Origin of the sequence: Photorhabdus africana, from assembly GCF_035181445.1 — a bacterium.
GTDB lineage: Bacteria > Pseudomonadota > Gammaproteobacteria > Enterobacterales > Enterobacteriaceae > Photorhabdus > Photorhabdus laumondii.
The window spans coordinates 58862-78531 of record NZ_JAXBVE010000014.1 but is presented as its reverse complement, the minus strand read 5'-3'; the positions used below and the strand labels follow the sequence as shown (position 1 = coordinate 78531).

Here is a 19670-nt window from a genome sequence, read left to right as displayed (position 1 = left end):
ATTATAGTATGTTTCTAGATAAAGTTGAACAGCTTGTTATTCCACTAAATCAACAGCAAAAGGAAATTTATCTTGATCATATAAATAGAGAGGATACCGCAGCATTCAATATAGGTGGTTATGTTGAGATTAAACAATCTATTAATATAAAGAATCTCGAATGCGCCATAAAACACACTATCCAAGAACATGCTGTACTTCGATGTTCAATAGTCGATAAGTACTCAATGCCGCATCATATTGATTCGGATGCGTTAAAAGGTACAGTTGAGTTTGCTCATATTGTTCAAGACCATCACTTTGAACTGTCTCATTTAGATCTTTCGGGTGAAGAAGAGGCGGAATCTAAAGCCTTGGCTATTGTTCAACGGATATTCTCTGAGCCATTTAATTTAGCACAGGATGTGCTTTATCGAGTCGGCTTAATTCAGTTGGCGACAAATCGTTTCTGGCTATACTTTATTTCTCACCACATCATCATTGATGGTGTCGGTTATGCTAACTGGTTTCGAAGTATTTTCGACGCCTACCGGCAGTTGGCGCTGGGAAATATGCCTAAAGAAAACACGGGAGTACGGTTTCTTGATCTTGCTGCACAACCGTTACCGGAGAATTATAGTCAGCAATTCGCAAAGGCAGCTAAGTACTGGAAAGCGTTGCTCCACCGCTTGCCGGATGTGCCTTTCCAATGTCGGAAAGAAGGCTTTGGAACTGCCGATTCAAGAAAAAATAGCAGGCTTGTATACTTTATCAAACCTGATAGATATCAGTCATTTTTAACCAAGGCGAGTCAGTGCAATTTACCCATATCGCCACTTTTTATCACAGCTATTGCTTCTCTGGTAAACCGTATCAACCAAAGTGATGGCGTCCTCATCGGGACGCCTTTACATAATCGTACTACATCAGCTCAACGCAATATGGTTGGGTCGTTTATATCGATGCTACCGGTAATGTGCGTGCAAAATGAGCAGATGTCGGTGGCCGAATCAGTGGCAATGACAGCACGTACGATAAAAAGTAGCTATCGTTATCGCTCTTATCCTTCGAGTGCCTTATATAAGGATTTGTCTTTACGTGCTCAAGGTCGTGAACGTCTTTTTGATATTGCTTTTAACTATCAACAGATTGATTTTGATTTCAGTGCTAGTGGCTTGGATACGGAGACTCATTACCTTAGTCATGGGCGTGAAGATATTCCTCTCACCGTTATATTATGTGATTACGGTGATAAGCAAAGCACTCAGCTCCAACTCGATTATCGTCATGATTACTTCTCGTCACATCAGGCTGAACATTTATTGCAAAGCATTATGACCTTGGTTGAACAAATGGTTGCACAGCCTGAAGCGTTATTAACTTCACTTGATCTGGTGAGTAAAGGCGTTGAACAGGCGTTGTGGAATCTAAGTCAATCTGCTGTGACAGGAGAAAAACCTGTCTGTCCGACCATCACATTAGTGCATGAGCAAATTGAGCAATATGCAAAACGGCATCCTGATGCCATTGCTATCGTGGATGGCGAACGACACATGTCTTACGCCACATTGAGCAATAAAGCCAATCAGTTAGCTAACTATTTAATTGAGCAGGGGGTTCGGCCTGATAGCCGTGTCGCGATTTGCTTGCCGCGTTCGAGCGAGATGATCGTGGCGATGTTGGCGACGCTGAAAGCCGGAGCGGCTTATGTACCGATGGACCCCGATTATCCCGATGGTCGTTTGCAGTTTATGCTGACCGATGCTGAACCTGTTGTTTGCATCACAGTCTCTTCCATTGCACATCGATTCGCAGCATGCAAGATCACAACACTATTGCTTGATGATGCTCAGCTTAATGAACACTTGGCTCTGCGTTCTGTGGCAAACATATCTGCAAGCAATATTGGCTTGCAGTTGGAACATCTGGCTTATGTGATTTATACCTCCGGCACAACGGGGCAGCCCAAAGGGGTGATGGTTGAACATAAGCAGTTGAGTCATTTTGTCGCACACATTACAGCGTCTTATAGACTGACTGAACATGATAAGTTTTTGCAGTTTTCTTCGGTCAGCTTCGATATTTCCGTGGAAGAGTGTTTCGGCTCTTTATGCAACGGCGGCACTCTGGTATTACGAGCTGATGATATTCATTACGATTTTGATGCATTTTGGGCATTTTGCCGACACCATGAAATTTCGGTGACCAGTTTACCTACCGCTTTTTGGCATCAACTGGTGAATTACAGTCGTCAACCTATTGATTCTTCACTACGTTTAGTGATCTTAGGTGGCGAAATGGTTAAATCCGTGAGTGCTCGCGAATGGTTCGAGCAGGGTCCTGCTATCGAACTTATCAACACATACGGCCCGACCGAAACCACCGTAACCGCATCTGCTTACTGCATGACATCCTTGGCTGATGTCACGGCGATGATTCCCATTGGTAAAGCGAATTATGGCACCCAACTGTATATATTAGATACGAATTTAAAAAGTGTCCCCTTAGGGTTTCAGGGGGAATTATATATTGGTGGAACAGGTGTAACACGTGGCTATCTTAATCGTGAACAAGATAGCGCGAAGTACTTTGTGGCTAATCCTTTTGGTCCGGGGCGACTTTACCGCACCGGAGATATCGTACGTCAGTTACCCGATGGTAATTTAGAGTTTATTGGGCGTAATGATAACCAAGTAAAAATAAACGGTTTTCGTATTGAGCCGGAAGAAATCAGCAATCAATTAATGGATTATCCCGGCATTCATGAGGCGGTTGTCTATCCTCGACAGCTTGGCTCTGATGATCGACTGCAATTAATTGCTTACGTTGTTGCTGAAGGAACCATCAATATTAATGCTATTCGTCTGGCGATGAAGAGCAAACTGGCTGATTACATGTTGCCTGTTGCCGTTGTGCAGTTAGAAAAATTACCCCTGACACAAAACGGCAAATTAGATTTTAAGCAATTACCGCTACCACAAAAACAAGATTATAGTCAGCAGGAATTTGTTGCCCCTGAAGGCGAAGCCGAGCGGGTATTAGCACAACTGTGGCAATCGCTATTAGCTTTAAATAAAGTCTGCCGCCATGACAACTTTTTTGCTCTGGGTGGTCACTCTTTATTAATTATGTCAATGCGAGCAGAGTTGGCTCAGCGTGGTTATGAACTGCCTATGCGCGCGATTTACCGAACTAACACGCTGGCAGAACTGGCATTACATTTATCTTGTGTCCGTAAGGATGAGGAAACGTTAACCCACCAAGAGATGGCGGTTAACAGGCTTGCAGAGCATGTTGAACATATCACGCCTGATATGTTGGATCTGGTGATTTTGAATGAAAAAGAGATCGCCATTATTTGCCAACAAGTTGAGGGTGGTGCCAATAACATACAAGATATTTATCCATTATCACCGTTGCAGGAAGGTATTTTCTTTCACCATCGAATGAATGAAGAGCATGATACTTATATCATTCCCATTCTAATAAAGTTTACTAATGAGCAAAAGCTGACAGCATTTCTACATACGCTTGATAAGATAGTGGCGCGTCATGATATTTTCCGCACCTCTATTCATTGGCATGATTTAACCTCGCCGGTTCAGGTTGTTCATCGAACCGCTTCGGTTCCTTTACAATGGCAAACTATTGCTCCAGGTTTCTCAGCATTGGAAACGTTGGCAGAATTATCGGCTATAGAACATCACCATATGAAGCTGGATCGTGCGCCTATGATGCAAGCGATTGCGGCTAAAGATGCGAAGAGCGATGCGTGTTTTCTACTATTAAAGCAACATCATTTATTAAGTGATCATATTTCTGTCTTATTGCAAATTGCAGAAATGTACGCTTTGCTTGAAGATCCCAATGTATTATTGCCTACGCCGGTTCAATATCGTGAGTTTGTTGCTCATTCGTTAAGAGCTAATCAATCCAATAGCGGTGTTGATTACTTTAAAGCTAAATTGTCTGATGTTGCTGAAACCACCGCGCCTTTCGGGTTATTAGATGTTTATAACGACGGATTGAAAATAGAGACTGCCAGAGAATTGGTCGGTCCGCGTTTAGCGCAACAGATTATTGGCTTGTCTATTCAACACCGTATCAGTGCTGCGAATATTTTTTATTTGGCTTGGGCGTTGGTGGTTGCCAAATGCAGCGGTAAATCCGATGTTGTTTTTGGCTCCATGATGTCAGGACGACAGCAAGCTATTCGTGGTAGCGATCGTATTCTGGGCATGTTGATCAATTTGTTGCCTATACGCATTAATTTGGCGGATTTGTCGGTAAGCGAAGCATTAAAACAGATTCATGATGAGCTTATTGAATTAGCCGACTATGAGCATTTTCCGCTTTCCGAGGCGTTGCGTTACAGCGCGTTGCCCGGTGGCACGCCCTTGTTTACCAGTTTGTTGAATTTCAGTCATAAAAGCGAATTAGCGGTTGCCAACCAAAGCCATCATTTTGAAATGATAGGCACTCAAGAGTACACCAACTATCCGTTAGAAATGGGCGTTGAGCAACTCGATGATGATTTCATCATACAAGTTCATGTTGAGTCACCAGTCGGGGCGGATAATGTTCTGACTTATATAAGAACAGCATTGGAAGCCGTTATTCATGCGCTTGGTCAAGCTCCGCAAACACCATTGCTGACATTATCCATAACGCCTATTAGCGAACAGCAGCGGATTATTAACGAATTTAACAGCCCTGTCGTTGCTTATGATAAAACAGTGGCGATTCATCAACACTTTGAACATCAGGTAGTAAAAACACCGGCGGCCATTGCTGCTGTATGTAATACAAATCGCATCACTTATGCTGAACTTAATCAGCGCGCTAATCAGCTTGCTCACTACTTGATAGCACAAGGTGTGGCACGCAATCATATTGTTGCTATCTATGCCGAACGCTCCATTGAGTTTGTCATTGCCATACTTGGCATTATGAAAGCCGGCGCTGCTTACGTTCCTTTGGACCCCACTAATCCTCCTGAGCGTTTGTCATATATGTTGGCTGACTCTGGGGTTAATGTGGTTTTAACTCAAAGCCATTTAAATGGGTTAACCTTCAATGGTCAGAAACGTTTTCGGTTGGATGTGGACTGGCCCTTATTGGAGCATTACCCAAATACTCACCCAGAGGTGGAGTGTTATCCTGATGATCTGGCTTATATGATTTATACTTCCGGTTCTACTGGCAAACCTAAAGGCGCGTTGGTGCACCATGCCGGAGCTTTGAATCATATTGCTGCCGAATTTGATGTTCTCGGTTTTATGGGGCGTAATAACCAACTGTTATCGCGTAATTTTCTACAAAGTGCCGCTTCCTCTTCCGATGTCTCTGTGTGGCAATTTCTGGCGCCTTTGTTAAGTGGGGGTAAAACAGTCATACTGCCTGATGCGATGGATTTGCCTGAATATGTTCGTGTGTTGCAAGACGAACAAATTCATCTGATTCAAACCGCGCCGTCTGTGTTGAAAATATTGTTAGAACATTTGCTGAGTCAGGGTGGGGTAGCAACGCCATTGCCGAATCTGAAATGGTTAATGATTATTGCTGAACCTTGTCCTGTGCCTTTGGTTAATCGTTGGTTGCAATATTACCCTGAGATTCCGGTGATGAATGGTTACGGACCTAGCGAAGCATCGGACGATATTACCTATTTTATTATTGATAAACCGCTAGCAGAGCAGGTTAAAAATATTCCTATAGGCAAGCCGTTGCCAAACCTAACCATGTATGTTCTGGATCAACATATGCAAATTCTGCCGACGAATGTTATTGGCGAATTGTGCGTGTCCGGTGTGGGGGTGGGCAAAGGTTATTGGAATAAACCGGAAAAAACCGCAGAAAGTTTTAAAGATAACCCCTTCCACACCATGAACGGGCATGGGACCCGACTTTATCGCACCGGCGATTTAGGTTATTGGAACGCTAATGGCAATCTCGAACTCATTGGGCGTATCGATAATCAGGTAAAAGTTCGTGGTTTTCGTGTTGAACTGGGGGAAGTTGAGTCGGCTTTGGTGAAGTTACCCCAAGTGGCGGAAGCCGCGGTACTCGTTCATAAAGACAGAACAGGTGAAAATTGCCTGGTCGCTTATCTCGTATTAACTGCAAATATTGCTCAGGTTGAGCAGATTATTAATAACATTAAACAGGGATTAAGCCATCACGTACCGGATTATATGATCCCCGGCTACTACGAGATTCTGGATAAGATGCCATTGAATGCGGCGGATAAAATTAATCGTCATGCATTGCCGAAACCTTGTTTGGTGAATCATCACGTTGAGTGGGTTGAACCTGCCAACAAAATCGAGCGAGCATTAGCCGCTATTTGGCAATCAGTACTCAATGTTAACCGGGTCAGTCGAAACGACAACTTTTTCTACCTCGGCGGCCACTCTTTATTGGTCATTCGGGTCATTTCAAAAATACGTGCGGAACTTGGACGGGAAATTGCCGTTAAAGCTATTTTTGATCATCCAACGCTTGCCGAGCTTGCGGCTATGCTTGAACAGCGGACGGTGACGACAGTGGATTCGATTGCCAAACAGCCGCGAACCGGTGAATTACTGCCTCTGTCATTTGCGCAAGAACGCTTGTGGATTCTTAGCCAAATTGATCAAAGTAGTGCGGAATATAATATGCCGATTGCATTTGCTGTTGAGGGCGAATTTGATGTTGGCGTAGCTGAACTCGTACTTAATCAGATTATCGAACGTCATGAAATATTACGTACGGTCTACATTAAGAAAGACGGAAAACCGTTCCAGAAAATTTTATCTGGAAGAAACCTGACGCTTAATTATATTGATTTAACCTGTATGCCTAAGGAGCAACAAAGTCAGCATATAGCTGAATTAATGGAAAAAGACGCTAAACAAATTTTTGATCTAAGCCGCGATTTAATGATTCGTGCCACCTTTATTCAGCGTCAAGCCAATAATGGCGTATTGCTATTTAATGCTCATCATATTGCGTCTGACGGTTGGTCTGAAGATATTCTTACCCATGAGTTTGTTGCTCGTTATGATGCTTTACGCAATGGGAACAATGTCGAAATAAAGGAACTTGATATTCAATATGCTGATTTTGCAGTTTGGCAACGTGACAGGTTGCAAAGTGAGTATTTAGCGTCGCAGATCAGCTATTGGAAACAGCAGTTGGATGAGATACCACCCGTACACGGTTTGCCGCTGGATAGACCGAGGCCGAAGATAAGGCAACATCAAGGTGCGGTGGTGACAGGTTCATTGCCGGAAGACACGACGCAAGCACTTGTCAGTTTAGCCAGACAACATCAACTGACTCCGTTCATGCTGTTCCATGCTGCATTGGCATTATTGCTATCTCGTCACAGCAACAACCATGACATTGTGATAGGCACGCCAGTGGCGAACCGTTTGCAGGCAGAGCTGGAAACGCTGATTGGCTTCTTTGTCAACACCTTGATACTACGAGTGGATACTCGGCAGGCGATGCTTAGTGATTACCTTTCTCATGTCAAACAGGTGCATCTGGATGCTCAGGCCAATCAAGATGTGCCGTTTGAACAATTGGTTGAACAGTTACAAGTCACAAGGAGTACAGCCTATACGCCATTGTTCCAAATCATGTTGACGACCGATACAGATTATGGACTGACTAGTGACGTTGGCGAGGTTACCTTCAGCTTGCCGAGAATGAAGCTGAATTCAATAGCTCCGAACCATATCCAAACCAAGTTTGATCTCAATATTGACCTAAGTATTAGTGAAAATAGACTGCATTTGCATTGGGTCTATGACACCAGCTTGTTCAGCCATGAACATATTGAGCAGCTTAATGATCACCTGTCACGTTTACTGATAGGGCTGGCCGAAGCGACGAAGGCCGATGACGATACACGGGTTTCGCTTGCCAGTTTGCCGATGCTGTCAAATGTGGAGATCGAGTACCTGCGGCATACTCTCAATGATACTTATGTAGCATATCCAAAGAACAAATGTATCCATGAGCTGTTTGAACAACAGGCCGAAGAAAACCCCGATAACGTCGCGTTGGAGTGCGGTGAGCGCCAATTGACTTACCGGCAGCTCAATGAAAAATCCAACCAGTTGGCGCACTATCTGTTGGAATGCCACGCGATTGAGCCGGATACGCGAGTGGGTTTATGTGTGACGCGTTCACTGGAGATGGTCATTGGCATTTTGGCGATCCTCAAAGCGGGGGGAGCTTATGTGCCGCTGGACCCAAGATATCCTCAGGAACGTCTGGGTTACATGTTGGAAGATGCACAGCTTGAGGTGGTGCTGATCCAATCACATCTGGAGCAGGTACTGTCAGACTTCAACGGTCATCGGGTGATATTAGATAATCTGGGCTGTGTGAGCGGTCAAATCAGCACGGCATACAGCCACTACCCTACCACTAATCTGGATAAGCATGCATTGGTGTTGACTGCCGGTCATCTGGCCTATGTGATTTACACCTCGGGATCAACGGGTAAACCTAAAGGAGTGATGATTGAGCATAGTAATACAATTGCCATGCTCAGTTGGGCTCGTTCGCAATATACCAAGGAGGACATTGCTTGTGTTCTCATGTCAACGTCTCTGAACTTTGATTTATCAATATTTGAACTATTTTTACCTTTAGTCTCGGGGACACGGGCGTGTATTGTTGAGGACATTCTGGTTCTACATCAAGGCATTGACTGCAAGGTAACTCTGATAAATACAGTACCTTCGGCAATGAACTCTCTGGTTGAACGAAATGCGATACCGGCGTGTACTCGGGTAATTAATTTGGCTGGCGAGGCGTTATCTGCAAATTTGGTCAATGCAATATATGAGAAAAATCAAGGTGTAACCGTTTATAACTTATATGGGCCGTCAGAGGATACGACATATTCTACTTGGGCGAAATTGGATTCTCCCGTGCTCACTACACCGGCTATTGGCAGGATCATTAGCAATAGTCAGGCTTATATTTTGGATAAAGAGCAGCAACTTGTGCCTTACGGCTCTACGGGGGAGCTTTATATCGGCGGCGCGGGCTTAGCCCGTGGTTATCTCAATCGTCCTGAACTCACGAAGGAACGTTTCGTTGCCAACCCATTTCATGATCCGGCCAATACCAATAGTAGTGAGCGTTTGTATAGAACTGGCGATTTGGTGCGCTACCTGTCAGACGGTAATCTGGAGTTCACTGGTCGTATTGATGATCAGGTGAAAATCCGTGGTTTCAGAATCGAGTTGGGTGAGATTGAGTATCAACTCAATCAGCAAGCCGGGGTGAACTCGTCTCTGGTGCTGGTCAAGACAACCCGGGCAGGTGATAAACAACTGGTTGCCTATATCAAACAGGTATCGGATAAGCTGATGGATGAGAATGCAGAATGGCAGCAGGCTCAAACTCAGTTTATTCAGGGTATCAAATCTGCATTAACCAAATCCTTGCCGGACTACATGATACCGTCAGTCATGGTTGTGGTTGAAGAATGGCCGTTGACGCCTAATGGCAAGATTGACCGTAAGAGGTTGCCTGAACTTAATCCAGAGCATGATAAAAGCGATAATTTTATTGCACCGGTTGGTGAAACGGAAATCTCTTTGGCGGCAATTTGGCAAAGGATACTGAATGTCAGACAAATATCGCGTAACGATGACTTTTTTGAACTCGGCGGTCACTCATTATTGGCAATCAAATTAGTCACGGAAATCAATGCGGCATTTGTCATTGAGCTTGGTGCTATGCAGGTTTTCCAGACACCTCTCTTGCATGAACTTGCAGAATTAATCTGCAATCAGCAATTACAAGGGCAAATCCAAAGTGAGCTTGAAACGGCAGGTGAAGAGGGGTGGTTATGATGGACATGTTTAAATTAGTTAAAGACGCTTATGAGCAGGGTGTATTGCTATTCAGTAAAGAGAATAAGTTAGGGTTTAAGCTAATAAAGGGGGCGCACTTCCCCGATGAACTAAAAGCCAAGATTCAAGCACACAAAGCTGAGCTGATCGATTTTCTCGATAAAAACAGAGTGGATATCTCTGGTAATGAAATGGTGATTGAGCCGGCTCTTCGAACCCAAGAGTTGCCTCTAAGTTCTTCACAGCAACGGATCTGGTTTATCGAGCAGTTTGGCGGTGGGAGCACCGCCTACAATATGGTGTCAGCTTATACGGTAAGCGGTGAATTTGAATTGGCGGCGGCGAATCTGGCCTTGCAAACCATCATAGATCGGCACGAAGTGCTGCGTACTGTTTACCACAGCGATGAAAATGGAACCCGGCAGGTTATCAAGCCGGAGTGGTCATTCGAGATAGCCCAATCAGATATCCATGATAGAGGCGAAGCCGGACAAAAGGCGTGGGTTGAGCAGGCGATTCAGGATGAAATGACCTACCGATTTGATTTGGCACAGGATGTGATGGTGCGTTGTCGCTATATCAGCACCTCGATGAAGCAGGGCGTGTTGTTGTTTAACATGCATCATATTGCTTCCGATGGTTGGTCGATGGGGATATTGGTTAAAGAGTTTGTGAGCTTGTATCAGGCTTATTGCCAAGGCCGGACTAACCCGCTACCGGCGCTGGAGATTCAGTATGCCGATTATGCGGTCTGGCAGCGCAGCCCAGAGAGAGAAGCTCAGTTAGCGGCAGGGTTAGCATATTGGCAGCAACAGTTGTCGGATTTACCTCCGGTACACGGGTTGCCTCTGGATTACGCGCGACCAACCAATCAAACCAGTCATGGCGGCAGTGATGAATTTAGACTGGACAACGCGGTTAGCAAAGGGTTGCAGCAACTGGCGCTGGCACAGGGTTGCACGCTTTTTATGGTATTGCATGCGGCGTTTACGGTACTGCTCGGTCGCCACAGCGGGCAACGGGATATTGTGGTAGGAACTCCGGTAGCTAACCGTTTGCAGATATCATTAACGCCGTTGATAGGCTGCTTTATGAATACGCTGGTGTTGCGCAGCGAGTGTGATCTCGAACAATCATTCATCGATTACCTGGGTTCGGTCCGCGAGATAAACCTGACTGCCCAGCGGCATCAAAATGTCCCATTTGAGTTATTAGTGGAGCGATTGCAGCCGGAACGCAGCACCAGTTATTCACCGTTATTCCAAATCATGTTTTCTATGAATACGAATGACCGTGTGGAATTGCAACTGGAAGGGGTAAGTTTGCAGCCGCGGTCAGCACAGACCCGCAATGCGATGTATGAGTTGACGTTAGAAGCCCAGCAAACAGAGGAAGGTCTGACTTTTAGTTTCGAGTACAATACGGATTTGTTTGCAGAGGAGACAATAAAGCGGCTGGCGGCGCGTTTTACGACTTTGCTGATGGGCATAGTGGCCTCTCCGACCGAAAAGCTTGGCGATTTGACGCTGTTGCCGCCGGAAGAGCAGGATTACCTGCTGCACAATTTGAACCAGACCGCAGTAGAGTATGACCGTAGCCAATGCATCCATGAGCGTATAGAAGCATTTGCTGAACGAACGCCGGATGCCATTGCGCTGATCTTTGGCGACCAACAGTTGACTTATGCGCAACTCAATGCCCGCGCTAATCAGTTAGCGCATCAATTAAGAGCTCAGGGCGTTTCAACGGGTGGACGAGTTGCTGTGTTGTTGCACAGGGGCATCGACATGGTTACCGCACTATTGGCCGTGATGAAAGCCGGGGCTGCGTATATTCCGGTTGATCCCAGCTTTCCTGCCGACAGAGTGGGGTATATGCTGAACGATGCGGAGCCACAATGTCTTATAAGTAACCGCGAATGTGCATCACGATTAGTCGGTTTTGCGGAATTAACCTGCTTACTGGATCACCTTGACTTTAGCCAATCACCCACCACAAATATTCCTAAACAGTCGATTGGGTTAGCTGCATCTGCGCTGGCCTACGTGATTTACACCTCGGGCTCTACGGGCAAGCCCAAAGGTGTGATGGTCAGCCACTCTGCGGTTAATAACTTCTTGATCGCAATGCAAGATCACTTGCAGTGCGTGGCACAGGACAATATTTTAGCCATCACGACAATTTCCTTTGATATTGCAGTGTTAGAGCTCTATCTGCCTTGGCTGTCTGGTGCCGCTTGTGTAGTGGCGGCGCCGCCGGATGTGACTGATCCCGCCAGGCTGATTGCACTACTCGAACAACGTAACATTTCGCTGTTACAAGCCACGCCAACGACTTGGAATATGTTGCTTGAATCAGGTTGGCAGGGGCGCTCATCGTTAAAAATGATCAGTGGCGGCGAGGCGTTGCCATTAGCAACAGCAACGGCATTATTGAGCAAAGGCCACGCGCTCTGGAATATGTACGGACCGACGGAAACCACGGTTTGGTCAACCATTGCGAAACTGGATGCACAATTGCTTGAGCAGCAACTTGTTACTATCGGGTTACCGCTAAATAACACCACAATTTATTTACTTGATGAACAATTAAAGCCGGTGCCTTTTGGGGCGGTGGGAGAGTTATACATCGGCGGTGATGGGCTTGCTGAAGGCTATTTTAAACGAGCAGATCTGACTGCTGAGCGATTCATTCACCTGACCTTCTCTGACGGTTTAACCGCTAAGGTTTATAAAACGGGTGATCTTGTCCGTTACACTACCGAGGGTTCACTTGTCTATTTGGGCAGAAATGATTACCAAGTGAAATTACGGGGTCACCGAATTGAACTTGGCGAAATTGAACAGGTGATTAACCTGTTTCCACAGATAACCCGTTCTGTTGTGGTGGCGCTAAACGATCAGCAAACACAACAGTATCTGGCGGGTTATGTGGTCGCCGAGCAACAAATTGATATCGATGCGCTACGTCAACATCTTGAACAGACATTGCCGGCCTATATGTTGCCTCGGGCAATTATTCAGCTCGAAACATTACCACTTACGCTAAATAACAAGATTGATCGCAAAGCGCTTCCGGCACCGCAAGACAGTGATATTGCGGTTAAAGCCAGTACGCCACCTATCGGTGAGACAGAAGCAGCACTAGCAGCTATTTGGTGCGAAATGCTAGGTATTGAGCAAATAGGCCGGGATGACAACTTTTTTATGGCTGGAGGTCACTCATTAATTGCGACTAAGGTGATCACAAAGATTAATGAGCAGTTTCAATGCTGTTTACAGGTAAGAGATATCTTTGAAGCTGCAACAGTGGCCTTACTTGCCGAGAGAGTGCCTTATGCCGCGTCGGATAAGTGTTATCAAACAATTCCTATTATTGAAAGCAAGACAAATTTATTACCGCAATCTTATGCTCAACAGCGGATCTGGTTTATCGAGCAGTTTGGCGGTGATAGCACCGCCTATAACATGGTGTCAACCTATACGGTAAGTGGTCAATTTGAACTGGCGGCAGCAAATCTGGCCCTGCAAACCATCATAGATCGGCACGAAGTACTGCGTACTGTTTACCACAGCGATGAAAATGGAATCTGGCAGATTATCAAGCCGGAGTGGTCGTTTGAGATAGCTCAATCGGATATCAGTGACATAGGCAAAGCTGAGCAAGAAGCGTGGATTGAACAGGCCATTCAGCATGAAATGGCCTACCGATTTGACTTGGCACAAGATGTGATGGTGCGTTGTCACTACATCAGCACCTCGATGGAGCAAGGTGTGCTGTTATTTAACATGCATCATATCGCTTCTGATGGCTGGTCAATGGGGGTACTGGTTAAGGAATTGACGAGTTTGTACCGGGCTTATCGTCAAGGTCGGGCTAACCCGTTACCGGCGCTGGAGATTCAGTATGCCGATTATGCGGTTTGGCAGCGCAGCCCAGAGGGAGAAGCTCAATTAGCGGCAGGGTTAGCATATTGGCAGCAACAGTTGTCGGATTTACCCCCGGTACACGGGTTGCCTCTGGATTACGGGCGACCAGCCAACCAGACCAGTCATGGCCGCAGTTATGAATTTAGCTTGGACCATGAGGTTAGCAAAGGGTTGCAGCAACTGGCGCTGACACAGGGCTGCACGCTTTTTATGGTATTGCATGCGGCGTTTACGGTACTGCTCAGTCGTCACAGCGGGCAACGAGATATTGTGGTAGGAACCCCGATAGCTAACCGTTTGCAGACATCATTAACGCCGTTGATCGGCTGTTTTATCAATACGCTGGTATTGCGCAGCGAGTGTGAGCTGGAACAATCGTTTATCGATTACCTGAGATCGGTCCGGGAGGTAAACCTGTCTGCCCAGCGGCATCAAAATGTCCCGTTTGAATTATTAGTGGAACGGTTGCAGCCGGAACGCAGCACCAGTTATTCACCGTTGTTCCAAATCATGTTTTCTATGAATACGAATGACAGTGTGGTGCTGCAATTGGAAGAGGTCAGTTTGTGTCCGAGGCCGGAACAGACCCGCAATGCGATGTATGAATTGACACTGGATGCCAGCCAGACAGAGGAAGGTCTGACGTTTAATTTCGAGTACAACACGGATTTGTTTGCAGAGGAGACAATAAAGCGGCTGGTGGTACGTTTTACCACCTTGTTGATGAGCATAGTGGTTTCTCCGTCCGAAAAGCTTGGCAATTTGGATCTGTTGCCGCCGGAAGAGCAGGATTACCTGCTGCACAGCTTGAACCAGACAACAGTAGAGTATGACCGTAGTCAATGTATCCATGAGCGGATAGAAGCGTTTGCTGAACAAACGCCGGATGCCATTGCGTTGGTCTTTGGTGACCAACAGTTGACTTATGCGCAACTTAATGCCAAAGCCAATCAGTTGGCACATTATTTGGTTGTTCAGGGCACCAAACCGGATTCAATGATTGCGATATGTATTGAACGAAGTATTGACATGATTGTGTCGGTACTTGCCATCTTGAAATCGGGTAGTGCTTATTTACCGCTCGATCCTGCCTATCCGCAAGAAAGGCTTGCTTATATTATTGATGATGCACAACCTTTGATGGTAATAACCAACAGCCATAACCAGAAATTATTGCCTGAAAATAGTCCATTTAGCATTGATGTGACGACAACCTCGTTTGCCGAACTTCCAACCGATAATATTCCCGCCGTTGAGTTGGGTTTGTGTTCTAGCCACTTGGCCTATGTTCTCTATACCTCGGGTTCTACGGGCATGCCGAAAGGTGTGATGATTGAACATCAGGCATTGGTGAATCTGGTGGTGGGGCTTGCAGATGCCTATCTTTATTCAAAGCAGGATCGGGTATTGCAATTTGCCGCGCTCAGTTTTGATATGTCTATCGAAGAGATATTTGGTGCTCTTGGTAATGGCAGTACTTTAGTCTTACGTGGTGAAGATTGGTTGATGGATGTCGCCACTTTCTGGCAAAGGTGCCGGGAATACCAGATCAGCGCGGTGAATTTGCCAACCACGTTCTGGCACGAAGTGGTCAGTGAAGAGACGGTGTTGGTACCGGAGCATATTCGCCAAATCAGTGTCGGAGGCGAGCAGATTAAGCCGGATAAAGTGGTTGCATGGCACCGGCGCCTGGGGCATTTACCCCGTTTAGTCAATGCTTATGGGCCAACCGAATACACGGTCAATACTTGCATTGCCTCCGATTTTCAGGGAGACACCCTCAGTATTGGGCGCCCAATTCAAAATACGGCCATCTTCTTGTTGGACAAAAACCAGCAGCTTGTGCCTTTTGGTGCTGTTGGGGAAATTTGTGTCGCGGGTGACGGCGTGGCGCGGGGTTATATCAACAAAGAGCAATTAACCCGTGAACGATTTATTGATAATCCTTTTGTAGGCCGCTATCCAAAGCTCTATCGAACCGGCGACTTAGGACGTTACTCACTGGCCGGGGATATTCAATATTACGGGCGTGATGACCATCAGGTTAAGATCCGTGGATTCCGCATTGAGTTAGGGGAGATAGAAACAAGGTTGCGCAACCTGCCGACAATTCGTGATGCAGTTGTCATTGCTCGGGAGGATGAACCGGCTCACAAGTATCTGGCGGCCTATATCACCCTTGATGGTCAGCAGAAAGTTGCTGAGATTCGACACCTATTAAGTCAGCAATTACCGAGCTATATGGTCCCCGCCGCCTTTGTGGTGCTAGAGGAGATACCGCTTACCGCCAACCGTAAAGTGGATCGTAAAGCGCTCCCTAAACCAGATTTTGTTGCTCAGGGGGAAATTGAATATATCGCTCCGACCACTGAACAGGAGATATTGCTAGCTGAAATTTGGCGAACACTGTTTGGATTGGCGCAAGTTAGTGCTGTCGCCAATTTCTTTGAGTTGGGTGGACACTCGTTGTTGAGCATGAAGATGCTATCCCATCTTAAAAAGCAGGGTTATCGATTGGATATTCGGGCCTTGTTTGAGCACCCGAAATTGCGGGATATGGCGAAACAACTTTACAATCCACTACAGGCAATCGAGCAGGAATCACCATCGTTAACAGCCCATGAAGCACTGGAAAGTAGGGTTTCCCTGTCGGAAACTGAGCGGGCCTTGATCGTATCTCAGTCGCCGGGAGGTGAGCAGAATATTGTTGGCATTTATCCTTTGGCGCCATTACAGGAAGGGATCTTATTCCATCACATGATGTGCGGGCAATCTGACCTTTATGTGACGCCGATGCTGTATTCATTTCCGTCAAACACCGAGATGGAAGGCTTTATTAGCGCATTGGATAAAATAGTACAGCGGCATGATGCGCTGCGAACCGGCATTTTTTGGAGAGGCATTGATGAACCGGTGCAGGTTGTCTACAAAGCGGCGCCATTACCGGTGGTTGACATCGATTTGAGGGATGATGTTGATATCCAGCAGCAGTTAGCGCAGTTTATGGAACCGTCACAACAATGGATGGATGTTACTCAGGCACCGTTGGTCAGAGTAACCCGGTTTATCGACCGTCAGCAAAAACAGTTCTATGTTATGGTGCAGGAGCATCACCTGATAAGTGATCATGTGTCATTGGAGATTATTCAAGAAGAGTTGCTGGTTATCTTGGCAGGTGATGAAAAGTCACTGCCAGAGGCGTTGAGTTATCGGGATTTTGTCTTAAACGCGATCAGCAAAACCGATACCAAAGCGGCGCAGCAGTTTTTTACCGAGCAGTTGGCTGGGGTTGATGAAATCACAGCGCCTTTTGGGATCACAAGTGGAATGGTTGACAATAACTTATTCACTGAAATCCAAGTTGGCTTGCCTGCCGATTTATCCGCGCAGATTCGTCGCTCTTCTTCTGCATGGCGGATAAGCCCGGCGCTCATTTTTCACATGGCATGGGCATTGGTTCTGGCAAAAACCAGCGGCACTAAAGATGTCATATTCGGTACTGTATTATCTGGTCGCTTGCAGGGTGTTGATAATGTTGAGCGAGTCGTTGGTTTATTCGTTAATACCTTGCCACTGCGTGTTGATTTGAGTCAGTTGAGCGTTGCTCAGTTAATGCAGGAAATGCAACAGAAACTGGCTAGCTTACTGCAATTCGAGCAAGTCCCGACGGCGATTGCTGAACAGTGTAGCAAATTGGCCGGTTCTAGCCGTTTATTCGACAGTATTTTGAATTACCGTCACTCCGAAGTGAGTGGCGAGACCAGTGAGCTTAACCAGCTTTGGCAAAAAACCGGCATTGAATTAGTTGATGTAAAAGAACGTACCAATTACCCGATGACCCTATCCATTGACGATTTTGGTGATGATTTTGCTGTTGCAGCCCAAATCGACAGTCGATTTGATGCTGAACGCTTGGTGGCGTATCTCATCAACGCTAGCAGGCAACTTGTTGCTGCTTTACAAAGTCAGGAACAGGTTGCCGCATTGTCACTCGACATCCTTGATGCTGAGGAGCGGGCGTTCCTGCTGTATTCATTAAATCAAACGGTATTCCCGTATGACAACTCACAAACTCTGATTGATAGATTCGAAGCCCAAGTTAAGGCGACGCCTGATGAGATTGCGTTGAATTTTGCTGGCGAGACGATGACGTATCGTGAGTTAAATCAGCGAACCAATCAACTCGCGCAGTATCTCCTGAACCGTGGGGCGAAAGTGAATACTCCCGTCGTGATGTTTATTGAACGCTCCTTTGAGATGGTCATCACTGTTATCGCCATCTTAAAAACGGGTGCCGGTTATGTGCCGCTGGATACCTCATTACCGACAGAACGCTTAAACATCATTCTTGGTGATCTGTCTGATGAGATCTTAGTAACGACCTGCGCCTTGAATGACAGGATTGCGGTAAAACGCCAGAAAATAGTGTTATTGGATGACCCTTCCACAGCAGAGATATTGGGTGCCCAACCAACCAGCAATTTGGCAATCGAATATTCTCTGGATAACCTTGGTTACGTGCTCTATACCTCAGGTTCAACGGGTAAGCCTAAGGCGATTGAAATGCCGCAGCGGGCGCTGAGCAATTTATTACAAGGTATCAGCCAGCTTGAGCCAGCGCTTGCGGGGCCGAACCGTTGGTTACAATTCTCATCAATTGGTTTTGATCTCAGTTTTGAAGACATCTTCATGCCGCTGTTGTCCGGGGGTTCCGTACAGCTTATTGATAAATTGACTCAGTTGGATATTCGGCTGCTCGCGAAGCAGATCCAGCAGTCGCAACTTCAAGTTCTGAACTTACCTTATGCCGTATTACAGAATCTGGCTGAATATAGTGGTGTCAATGGGCTACAGTTTCCCGAATTAAGGGTGATTGTGTCGAGCGCTGAAAGGCTCAAAATTACGGCGGCCATCAGACAGTTTTTCACGACACATCGTCACTGTAAGTTAGTGAACCACTATGGCCCGGCGGAAACTCATGTCGTAACGTCTAAAACATTACAGGGAGAACCTGCTTCATGGCCGGATTTGCCGACGATTGGCCGATCATTGTCCAACGTGGCCGGTTATATTTTGGATGAGTATTTACAGCCTGTTCCGATGGGCGCCATCGGCGAGCTGTATTTAGCAGGGGACTGTTTATCAAGAGGCTATTATCAGCAGCCCCAGCTTACCGCAGAACGTTATCTTGATTGCGATTGGGTTTTTGGGAAACGAGTATATCGAACCGGGGACTTAGCCAGTTTTCATCGAAACGGTGAAATCAACTACTTTGGCCGCAATGACCATCTGGTCAAGATCCGTGGGTTCAGAATTGAGCTCGGTGACATTGAAGCCCAATTGAGTAAGTTCGATGGAATAACCGGAACCGTAGTCATTGCTATTGATACAGAAGCCGGTGATAAGCAGCTTATCGCTTATTTTATCGCGGCTAACCCGTTGGATTTATCCGAAATTAAAACCTATTTATCGGTTAACTTACCTGATTACATGTTGCCATCCGCGTATGTGCAGATGGCGGCTTTTCCGCTGAATACCAATGGCAAAGTGGATCGCAGCCGACTTCCACAACCTGAAGCAGATAACTTTGTAAAAGCCAAATACATCGCGCCGGTGACTGAACTGGAACAAAGCGTTGCGAAAATTTGGCAGGGATTGTTGCAACAAGACAGGGTAAGCATGGCCGACAGCTTTTTTGATTTAGGTGGTCATTCTTTATTAGCGATGAAGCTAATTTCTCGAATTGAACAGGCATTTTCCGTTGGCGTACCGATTGCGATCGTGTTTGAGCGATCAAAATTAGAGCAGTTATGTGATTGGCTTGAAAAAGAAATGGTTATTCAACGTAACAAGTCAATTGGGGCTGTAGTGGAAGAATATGAGGTAACCGAGTGGTGAT

2 protein-coding genes are annotated in these 19670 nt (G+C 46.1%); both read left to right on the top strand.

Going from position 1 to position 19670, the window contains the following annotated elements; all coding sequences use genetic code 11:
- Positions 1-8: 8 nt before the first annotated feature.
- A complete protein-coding gene (locus SLS51_RS10155) occupies positions 9-9842 on the top strand; it encodes a non-ribosomal peptide synthetase (RefSeq protein WP_323837936.1) in 9834 nt (3277 codons plus the stop codon).
- Positions 9839-19669, top strand: coding sequence for a non-ribosomal peptide synthetase (locus SLS51_RS10150; RefSeq protein WP_323837934.1), 9831 nt, complete (start codon positions 9839-9841; stop codon positions 19667-19669). Before SLS51_RS10155 ends, SLS51_RS10150 begins: the two co-directional genes overlap by 4 nt.
- Position 19670 lies beyond the last annotated feature (1 nt).